Annotated in this window: 11 protein-coding genes and 1 pseudogene; 3 read left to right on the top strand and 9 right to left on the bottom strand. The window is 55.4% G+C overall.

Going from position 1 to position 9,498, the window contains the following annotated elements; all coding sequences use genetic code 11:
* Window positions 1-288: pseudogene (locus OEL57_RS10255) on the bottom strand (3-oxoacyl-ACP synthase); the annotation flags it as partial.
* 92 nt (window positions 289-380) lie between these two features.
* Between OEL57_RS10255 and OEL57_RS10250 the strand changes: the two are divergent.
* From OEL57_RS10250 to OEL57_RS10240, 3 genes are all read left to right on the top strand, one after another.
* Window positions 381-1,253 (top strand): 3-hydroxyacyl-CoA dehydrogenase family protein, encoded by an 873-nt coding sequence (locus OEL57_RS10250; protein WP_300740315.1) that lies wholly within the window; start codon window positions 381-383, stop codon window positions 1,251-1,253.
* Between the two features lie 188 nt (window positions 1,254-1,441).
* Complete coding sequence (locus OEL57_RS10245) at window positions 1,442-1,696, top strand: hypothetical protein (protein ID WP_300740313.1); 255 nt, start codon at window positions 1,442-1,444, stop codon at window positions 1,694-1,696.
* The gene (locus OEL57_RS10240; RefSeq protein ID WP_300740310.1) at window positions 1,693-2,106 is read left to right on the top strand and encodes a type II toxin-antitoxin system VapC family toxin; all 414 of its coding nucleotides are present in this window, start codon (window positions 1,693-1,695) and stop codon (window positions 2,104-2,106) included. Before OEL57_RS10245 ends, OEL57_RS10240 begins: the two co-directional genes overlap by 4 nt.
* A gap of 25 nt (window positions 2,107-2,131) precedes the next feature.
* On the opposite strand, the gene OEL57_RS10235 is transcribed toward OEL57_RS10240, so the two are convergent.
* The 8 genes from OEL57_RS10235 to OEL57_RS10200 all read right to left on the bottom strand — a co-directional run.
* Window positions 2,132-2,428, bottom strand: coding sequence for a HigA family addiction module antitoxin (locus OEL57_RS10235; protein WP_300740308.1), 297 nt, complete (start codon window positions 2,426-2,428; stop codon window positions 2,132-2,134).
* 111 nt (window positions 2,429-2,539) lie between these two features.
* A complete protein-coding gene (gene hisC / locus OEL57_RS10230) occupies window positions 2,540-3,694 on the bottom strand; it encodes a histidinol-phosphate transaminase (protein WP_300740305.1) in 1,155 nt (384 codons plus the stop codon).
* A complete protein-coding gene (locus tag OEL57_RS10225; protein WP_300740302.1) occupies window positions 3,691-4,965 on the bottom strand; it encodes a hypothetical protein in 1,275 nt (424 codons plus the stop codon). Before OEL57_RS10225 ends, hisC begins: the two co-directional genes overlap by 4 nt.
* Window positions 4,962-6,008 carry a hypothetical protein gene (locus OEL57_RS10220; protein ID WP_300740301.1) on the bottom strand — a complete coding sequence of 349 codons (1,047 nt, stop codon included), beginning with the start codon at window positions 6,006-6,008 and terminating at the stop codon, window positions 4,962-4,964. Before OEL57_RS10220 ends, OEL57_RS10225 begins: the two co-directional genes overlap by 4 nt.
* Window positions 6,005-6,241, bottom strand: a complete 237-nt coding sequence (locus OEL57_RS10215; RefSeq protein WP_300740300.1) for a phosphopantetheine-binding protein — start codon at window positions 6,239-6,241, stop codon at window positions 6,005-6,007. Before OEL57_RS10215 ends, OEL57_RS10220 begins: the two co-directional genes overlap by 4 nt.
* 28 nt (window positions 6,242-6,269) lie before the next feature.
* Window positions 6,270-7,775, bottom strand: coding sequence for a benzoate-CoA ligase family protein (locus tag OEL57_RS10210; RefSeq protein ID WP_300740298.1), 1,506 nt, complete (start codon window positions 7,773-7,775; stop codon window positions 6,270-6,272).
* Window positions 7,776-7,845: 70 nt separating this feature from the next.
* On the bottom strand, window positions 7,846-8,859 hold the full coding sequence (locus OEL57_RS10205; protein ID WP_300740296.1) for a linear amide C-N hydrolase: 1,014 nt from the start codon (window positions 8,857-8,859) through the stop codon (window positions 7,846-7,848).
* A gap of 126 nt (window positions 8,860-8,985) precedes the next feature.
* On the bottom strand, window positions 8,986-9,498 hold a 513-nt coding region (locus OEL57_RS10200), incomplete at its 5' end, for a hypothetical protein (protein WP_300740293.1).

Below are 9,498 nucleotides of genomic sequence, written 5' to 3'. Positions count from 1 at the left end.
GGCCGTGGATGGTGCCTTGCGATCCGGGGTAATGGTGGCCAGCAGAATCAGGCTGATCTCTTCCTTGTCAATCCCGGCGTTTTCAATGGCGGCAAGGGCGGCCTGGGTGGCCAGATCTGTAGTGCTTTCCTGATCGGCAATATGGCGTTGCTGAATACCAAGATTTTCAACAATCCAGTCATCCTTGACCGCTATGCCCATGTTGGCGATATCCTGATTGGTAACAATCTTTTCCGGTACTGCAGAGCCGGTTCCGGCAATCCTGATGTTTTGTAACGAATAGTCCATGGTTTTCCTCGCTGGTTTTGCAGTTTAACGATGAGATGTCTGATAGCATACAACAGCAGGGCTTAAATGCAATACTGCTTCGGGAGATTACGATGAACAGTGAAACAATGCTGATCGGTGTAGCAGGCGCAGGCAGCATGGGCGGCGGTATTGCCCAACTGGCGGCAATGGCTGGTTTCCGGGTGCGGCTGTATGCCCGGCGTGCTGCTGCTCTTGATGATGCTGTGCAGAGTATGGCTGTCAGCCTTGCCAAGCTGCATGAGAAAGGGCTTGTTACTGAAGCGCCAACAGAAATCATCGCCAGGGTCAGCAGCTGCCATGACCTGGTTACCCTGTCTTACTGCGATCTGGTGATCGAGGCGATTGCCGAGCAGATGGAACTTAAATCAGAACTGCTCAGATCCATTGGAGCTGCGTTAGGCAAAGAGGCTATCCTGGCCAGCACCACTAGCAGCCTTTCCATTACCGCACTGGGGCAGGCTTCCGGCATCCCTGAACGGTTTGTCGGCATGCATTTCATGAATCCGGTGCCGTTAATGGAGGTGGTTGAGCTGATTGCCGGAGCAGAGACCTCATCCCAGACTACCGCTTTTGTCCAGCAGATGGTGCTTGCCCTGGGCAAGCAGTTTGTCTGCAGCAAGGATCAGCCAGGCTTTATCATCACCCGGCTGCTCTGTGTGCTGATCAATGAGGCGTTTGAAATGCTGCAGGCTGGTGTTGCCAGCGCGGAAGAGATTGATACCGCCATGCACCTTGGCGCCCATCATCCCATGGGGCCGCTGGCACTGGCTGATATGATCGGGCTGGATGTAATCCTGGCTGCGATGCAGACCATGGAAACCGGCATGGATAGCCATAAGTATGCAGCAGCACCCTTGCTGCGTGACTATGTGGCACAAGGGCGATTGGGCAGGAAAAGTGGCCAGGGGGTGTATCGCTATGAAGGACAGCCCTTGAAGCCGTAAGTCCATTTTGGGCATTAAACGGCAGTTGGGCTTGCAAAGGCGCAAGGTTTGAAAAGAATAGTAAGAGATGTTAGCCTGATTTTAGTCTTGAATTCAGCGAATTACTGACACATTATAGATTTGGCAGATGCAGGTAGCCATTTTGCAGCGTAACCGCCTTAAATAGAAGGTAGTGGGAGGTTTGGGGTATGCCACAGACAGTGGAAGCGTTGTACCACGACGGAATTGTTGAGTTGCTGCAGAGGCCTGCAGGTATTCTCAGATCAAGGGCGCTGGTGGTGTTTCTGGAGACAGAAAAACCGCTCAAGTCCAGCGCAGTAGATCTGGCCAGGGTGAAGAGAAAGAAGAGCTCTGTTGATAAGTGGATCGGGGTGATTGAGGGGGCGGAGGTCGGAGACTGGCGAGCTGAACGTAGAGATGCTCTAGAGTGGAAAGTCCGGTGAAAGTGCTTATTGATACGAATATTGTGCTGGATATTGCGCTGAACAGAAAGCCGTTCGTGGAGCATGCGGCCCTTCTCTGGAGACTGGCGGAGCAGCGGGTGATTACAGCCTGCTTATCCAATACGAGCATTACGGATATCTTTTACATAGTGAGAAAGCATGCCGGGCAGGATAAGGCACGCGAGTTCATTGCGGATGTTCTGGATACCTTCAGGCTCGTGGACATTGATGAAGCCGGATTCAGGGAGGCTCTTAAATCCGGGATGAATGATTTTGAGGATGCGGTACAATATGTTGTCTGCACAAGAAACAACTGCAACGTGCTGGCTACCAGAAACAAGGCCGATTACGGAAACAGACCCAATGTGCTTGATCCTGAGGAGTTGCTTGAGAGGATTAAGGCACAATAGCCACCCGCTACATCCTTTTGCTTGGTCACGCCGCCATCTTCCTGGGATGAATCTTATCCAGTTCAGCAGAAAGGTGGCGCTCCACCTCTTCAGAATCATAATCCGCCTGAAGGCCAAGCCAGAAGGTGGCCGTAGTTCCAAAGAAACGGGCAATACGTGCGGCAGTATCAGCGCCTACGGCGCGTTTGCCTTGGCAGATCGCAGATACTCTGGATTCAGTTACCCCAATCTCTTTAGCAAGCCGATACTGGCTGATCCCCATCGGGACAAGAAATCCTTCCTTCAATACTTCCCCTGGATGTACGTTTGTTAGTTGTGCCATAGCATTACCACCTGCATTCAACTACCAGAGCAGTTCCTTTTATCAGAATGATCAACGCATTGACTTGATCGAATCCCCCCAAAGTCTCGTGAGTAATTGCCATTTAAATGGTTACAGGCTCACGCCGTAGGCCCTGGCCAGGGGACTCTGGTCAGTACGGGAATGGACCAGACGTGACAAGGCGGTACAGAATCCCTGCATGGCATCACAGTTGCTCATGCTAACCCTGATCCAGCCGGGAAAACGGAAGCCAGTCATGGTCCGTACCATGTAGCCCTGCTGCATCAGCAGGCGATAGGCCAGGGTATCGCTGAACGGCAGCTTGATCATGGCAAAGTTGCAGTCACTGGTCAGTATCGGCAGTTTCAGTTCAGCACATTGTGCAGCCAGCATCTGTTGCCCTTCCTGCACCAGGCTACGGGTGGCAGTGATAAAGGTCTGATCCCCCAGTGCAGCCAGCGCGGCTGACTGGGCAAGGGTGTTGACCGAGTAGACAATGGCGGTTTTACGGACAATATCCGTAACCTGTTCCGTGCCAACCAGATAGCCGATCCTTAGGCCTGCCAAGGCATACATCTTGGAAAAGGTGCGGAAGATGATCAGGTTGGGAAAACGGGACAGCAGCGAGATGCCGTCCGGGTAGTCCGGTTGGTCCATGAATTCAGCATAGGCCTCATCCAGCACCACGATATGATCCGGCCCCAGCCGCTCCATAAAACGGATCAGCCGATCCCGGCTCCACCAGGTTCCGGTTGGGTTGTTGGGGTTGCAGATAAAGACCAGTTTGGTACGGCTGTCAACTCTCGCCAGTAGCCCCTCTTCATCAAACCCGAAGTCATCAAGCGGTGCCAGCCGCGCATCAATACCTGAAAAACGGGCAATCCATTCATAGACCGCAAAGGTGCGGTCAGCCGTGACAATATTGTCCCCCTGCTGGCAGAACGCCTTGATCACAAAGGCGATTACTTCATTGGCTCCGTTACCCAGTATGACTTGGGGCGGGGTGACCCCAAGATAATCAGCCAGTTTAGCCCGTAAAGGGCGGCAGTCTCCGCTGGGGTAGCGGGAAACCAGCGCCGGGTCAAATGTCTTCAGGAATGCAGCTGCCGCCGGGGGAGGCCCCAGGGGGTTTTCGTTGTTGTTCATCCTGACCAGCCGGGAACAGCCAAACATCTGCTGCAGTTCGTCATCGGGCGGCGAGGGGATATAGGCCTCAAACTGCCGTACATACTGCGGGACCAGCGCCTCAAGGTTGCAGAGGTTCATCGCTTGCCCCCGTTGCGTTGCAGCAGGATCAGGTCACCGGTCCCTCCCCACGGTATCAGCATCAGGGGGCTAAAACCGTTGTGCAGCAAATGGGGTGCCAGCAGGGCATCAAAGGGGCGGCCGGTATCAACAGTGCAGTAGATTGCGCTGAACTGTTCCTGATCCAGCAGGTGCAGGTGTTCTTCAAGTACCGCCTCTGCATCCCGTCCCACCAGCAGTGGTGTCAGTCGGGCCATGCCGATTTGGCGGTTAAGCCGGGTAGCAAAGAGGGTCAGGCCGTTTCCGGTTTCACCATCATCATGGTAGGAGCGGATGTTTCTGGCCAGTGCCATGCTGCTGCACCAATCGGTGTAGAACGGCATCAATTCCGCAGCTACTGCGGCATCGGCACCAAACTCTTCGGCCAGCATCCGGTAACCGGTCCAGATCGTACCGCCGGGTATGGCAAGGCTGCCCGCAGCCTCAAATCCTGCTGCCGCAGGTGGTTGTTGCGGTGCGTACAGTACCAGTCCCTGGCGGCTGCTCCGGCCAAACTGTTCGGTCAGCTTTTCGCACAGCGCAATGCTCAGCTGCTCCGGTTCTGCTGGTGCAGCCAGATAGGGGCCAAAACATTCTACAATCCTGCCTTCGCCAGCATGCCAGATCAGGCCACCGGCCAGTTCTCCCTGCTGGCCCTGCGCCAGTATGAGGCCGTATTCGTTGCTGGCCAGTTTATCCAGCAACCGTCCGGGAGGGGTAAACTCCTCTGGAAATTGACAGGCTGCGTAACAGTCAGCGATCAGGGTCGAGAACTGCTTGACTGCATCCGGTGCAGGGGTGGTGGTCAGTTGCCAGGTCTGGACAGCGAGGTAGGGCTGGGATTGTTGAACAGGTGCCGGATAGCTGCGCTCTTTACGCAGCATGATCTCCCAGCCACCCAGCGCCATCTGCCGGATGCTGAACTGGTCGCAGGCACGTGAAGCAAGAAAAAGCCCCATCTCTGCCAGCCCTTCTTCGGTGTCATGGTCAGGCCGGGAGGTGATGTTGAAGATCCGCAGATCAGGCGGCTGGGGTACCTGAAACAGGAGGTCAGCAGCATAACGCCGGTCATGGAGACGCACCGTAATAGCGGCTCCGGGGATACTGTTGCAGAGTGCCAGAAACAGTTCTTCGGTGCTCAGGGCCAGCATGGCTGCTGCAGAAGCATCCAGTCCTGCGGCTTTTGCAGCAGTTTCAGCAAAGCCGACCACCACCGGCATCCGTTCCGGTACAAGTTCAACGCTCAGTTTCATACTTTACTCCGCTTCCAGTCCGCACGTACCAGCTCCATAATTGCTTTTGCCCGTTCAGAATACAGCTTGATGGAGTCAAAGCCCGGCTCCACGTACAACTTTTGCATCAGCAGGCCGTCCTCTCCAAACCAGGCCGGTAGAAAACCACCCAGAAAGAAACCAGCAGAGCGCAGAACCGCAACCGATGCCGCTGCATCAGCCGCCCCCAGGGGGACAAAACACTGCAGCAGGGCATAGTTTTTGGAGCACAGCTCCTGTTCCAGCGCTGCAAGACGTTGGGCGAGGTCGTTGCCCGGTCTGTTGATCGTGCACCTGCAGACCCCCGGTGCATCAAACTGCTCAATCTCCAGTTCTGAAACATCGTGAATCAGTTTTGAAGCGGGTTGGATAAGCTCCCGGTCAATACCGACCCCTTCCATCATAAAGCGGATCTGTTCCGCATAGCAGTCTGGCAGATAGAGCGGGCGGCGTTGGTCCTGACCGATCCTGAAGTACATCAAACAGGAAACCCTGCCATCGGATGCCTGTTCTTTGGCATAGGCGGTTGCCGGCATCAGATCAACTTCAACTCCGGTTTCAATAAATTTGACCGGCCCGGCTACTTTCTGGGTAATGGTGTGGTTGCAGACCGCTTCACCGTAAATGGCCTTGATGGTGCCGTTCTCCACCAGAGAAATCAACAGATTGGTGCAGCGGGCAAAGGCAAGACTGCCGCGATAGGTTGGCAGGGTCAGACCCAGCCCCATTTCGTACAGGTCCGGGTTAGGCGCTGAGCTACGGTAGAAGGCTTCATGGCAAACCACCTGTCCACTGTCAGTCCGGGCAACTACGCTCCTGATTCTGCCCGCACGGTTTTCCTCGGTCAACTGGTCCGGGATATAGTAGGTGTCAATCGGATACCCGTCTCCATAGACACTGTACATGAGACGGGCCACCCCGTAGCCGTCTTCCGGCTTGTAGAAATCCACCGTGAACGGTTCGCCTTCCGGCAGTGGGTGGCTGTCTTCCCGTAGACGCTTGATAGCTTCTTCCCGTGGTGTCATGCTGCACGTTCCACAAAGGCGATAAAGTCGTTGAGTGTCTTGAGTCTCAGGGAATCGCTGTCGGAGATGGTCAGGTTGTATTTCCCCTCAAGGGCAACGGCAAAGGCCGGACAGTCAACTGAATCAACCCCCTGGGTTGCCAAAGGACTGTCCGGATCAATCTCTGCAACCAATCCTTTATCCATACCGATCTGAAGCATCAGTTCTTTTAATTCTGCAATGGTAACGGCCATGGTTGTACTCCTTTTCTGTTGTACTGTTTCATCGCTTCAGTTTAAAACGCTGCACCTTGCCGGTGGCGGTACGGGGCAGGTCATCCACAAAGAAATAGCGCACCGGCAGCATGTAGTCCTGCAAACGGCTGGCCATGAATCGACGGATGTCGCGCTCAAGGGCCGGTTCTGCAACGCAGTCCGGTTTGAGCATCAGGTGGGCTGCCGGACGCATTAATCCCATGACCTGACAGGACGCCACGGCACAATCAGCAACAGATGGATGGGCGCGTAGCACCTCTTCCACCTGTACCGGCGAAATCCACTGTCCCCCCGCCTTCAGCATGTCGTCGCTACGTCCCCGGTGGTAGTAGTAGCCATCTTCCTCCAGAAAGACATCACCGGTTTTGATGAAGCCATCCGGTAACATGGTGTCGGCACTCTTCTCCGGCAGATTCCAGTAGCAGGGGGCGGTGCTAGCTCCCCGTACCTGCAGATGCCCCGGCGTACCGGCCGGGACCTGATTGCCCTCATCATCCACCAGACGGATCTGATAGCCGGGCACAGCCTGGCCGGCTGAACCGGACCTGATTCGGCCCGGCTGGTTGGAGATAAAGATATGGGTCAGTTCAGTGGTACCGATGCCATCCAGAATATTCAGTCCGGTCAGTCGCTGCCATTCATCCAGCACAGCGGTTGGTAATCCTTCTCCGGCAGAGATGCAGAGCCGCATCGGCAGATTCAGCTGCGGTGTGGCGGTGGAGAGGATGATCTGGGCATAGACGGTGGGTACGGAAAAAAACAGGGTGGGGTGGTGCTTTGCAATCAGCTGTAGCAGCTCATCAGGCAACGGTTTGCCGGGGTAGAGGACCGCGGTTGCACCGACATACAGCGGAAAGGCCAGACTGTTGCCCAGGCCGTAGGCAAAGAACAGCTTGCTGGCAGAAAAGATCAGATCATCCTGCTGCATGCCCAGCAGCTGGACGGCATATTGCTCAGCAGCAACCAGCAGATCCCGATGCCGGTGGGGTACCCCTTTCGGTTTGCCGGTTGAGCCGGAGGTGTAGAGCATGAACGCCAGTTCATCCGGTGCAGGGGCGGGAGCGGTCAGTTCAGCCGGGGGATATCCATCCAGCCAGCCGGTCAGGCTCTCGTTGCAGATCAGACGGCTTAGCTCTGGTGCTGCAAGCTCAGAAGCAGCGGGCACGGTAGCGGAACAGAGCAGGAAACGTGCTGCAGAATCCTGCAGGATATAACGGTAGTCATCTGCAGTCAGGGCGGTGCTGACCGGTACGGCAATGGCGCCATGCAACACGGCACCCAGAAAGGCGGCAATAAAGACCGGGCTGTCAGGCAGTATCAGCAGTACGCGATCTCCGGCAGCGATACCGCTCTGTTGCAGCAGAGTGGCAAAGCGGCAGGCACAATCAGCCAGTTGCTGGTAACTGACAGCCTCACCATTGCAGAGATAGGCGGTCTTGTCGGGATGGTGCTCAAGGTTCTGTGAAAGCAGCTGCCAGGCCAGATTGACAGGTGTTTTGGTGTGTGTGGTCATTAGGTGCTCCGTTGTAACAAGTTGCAGCTTTGATCTTAGCAGCCCACCCCGGATTTTCTACCTGCGGTCGTTATTTGAGATCAGGTGGAGGCACAACAAAAGCCTGTGATGGCTCAAACTGTTTTGAACAGTCGCCGATCCGGTCAGGACTCCCGACGAGGTCGAGTTTACGGATCGCCGCCCCCTTTGAGAAATCCATTTCTTTAAGTTTCACCCAGACAAGGTTGGGGCTGGTGGCAGACTCAAAGTAAAATACCCGATTGGTCAGATCTGACACGGTGCGCCAACGGGTGGCAGAGATGTTCGGACGGGCCGGGTTTGGGATGCCAAACGGCTGGGAGACGTTCCGTATTACGCTTAGCACACCTGCGACACATTCACGGTAGTTCTTAGGCTCGGGCAGATTCTTCAGATAATATGCCGCGCGAACAAAACGATCCGCTGCATCGGTCGTCCCCGGCAGCGCTTTATTTCCACCAAACCCCTTAAACTGCCGCAGGTTTTTCAGTTGCCTGTCATAGGGAGGTGAGTTGGTCATTACCGTGTATTCCTTGCCGTGGTGCACCCGGGGCTTGCCGCCGATATACTCAATCACCGCCGAGTCCCCGCTCGCGTCTTCCAGCGCAAGATGGACCGTCACCCTCCTGCCGTCAAAAGAACCGGTAACAAGCTGGAATGGCGTCTTCTCCGTAAACTCCACGGCCTCCTTTACGGTGGCGAAATTGTCGAGGTAGTACTGCAGCCACAATCCTACGCTCAAGCCCGGGCGGTTCGGGTTAAACCTGCCGTACCCGGATTCGGCCAGCCAGAGCATATGCCCGGATAAACCCTTCTCGTTCATTCCGTCCGAGGATTCAGCGAGAACGGTTCCATATTTTGCCGTCCATTTGAGTGTCTGTTTGCCGGTCATGCCGTCGCGCTTGATACCGCGAGGCAGCACATACAGGTTAACCGGCATCGGCATAAACCAGTCCATGTTTCTGCCGGCAACAACAGCCTTGCCGTTGTCGGACCAGAGTACGCGGGAACAGGACTCAGCCCGGGGAGACAGGCCCAGGCAAAGGACAAAAATGACAAAGATCATGATGTATCTGCAAAGGGGCGTTGCGTTCATAATCAGTGCCTCCGGCAATTTTACGTGAAAAAAGAGGGAGCCTTTTAGGTTCTGATTTAGCTGCCCTGAAGGTTTGAATTCTCTTGGGTGAACCTGTTATTTCCTTTCTCCGCCCCAGTTGCCACCGGTCAGGGGGCCGTCGCAGTAGCCCCAGCGTCCGCTGAATCTGTTGCCGGAAAAACTGAATTCAATCCTGCCCCAGAAGTACCGTCCGTTTCTGGGAGTTGTGCAGCGCTGGGCCGAGTGGTCTTCGATCCAGTAACCGCTCAGGGTACTGTTCTGCAGCGTTCCGAAAAGCTCGCCGTTGTCGTTGGGGTAGCGTCCAGACACCCGGTTGCCCTGCTGACGGAACGTGATGACCCCTTCTGATGACGACCAGATACCTTCCAGATTGGGAGCATCGCTGTTGATGGCAAAAGGGTCATTGCCTGCCGGAGGTGGGGGGGTAAAATCCTGGCCGCCACCGCCGTAACTGCGTGTGCCGCCCCAGGAGCGTATCGGTTTGTCATCGCAATGTCCCCAAACACCACTGAAACCATTGCCATTAAAGGTGAAGGTGGCCCGTCCCCAGTGGTAACGACCGTTTTTCGGGGTGGAACAGCGCCGGTC

The sequence above is a fragment of the Trichlorobacter sp. genome (genome assembly GCF_030247655.1).
Classification (GTDB): domain Bacteria; phylum Desulfobacterota; class Desulfuromonadia; order Geobacterales; family Pseudopelobacteraceae; genus Trichlorobacter.
Note: the sequence above shows the minus strand (reverse complement) of the source record. Positions and strands in the feature narration are given on the sequence as shown.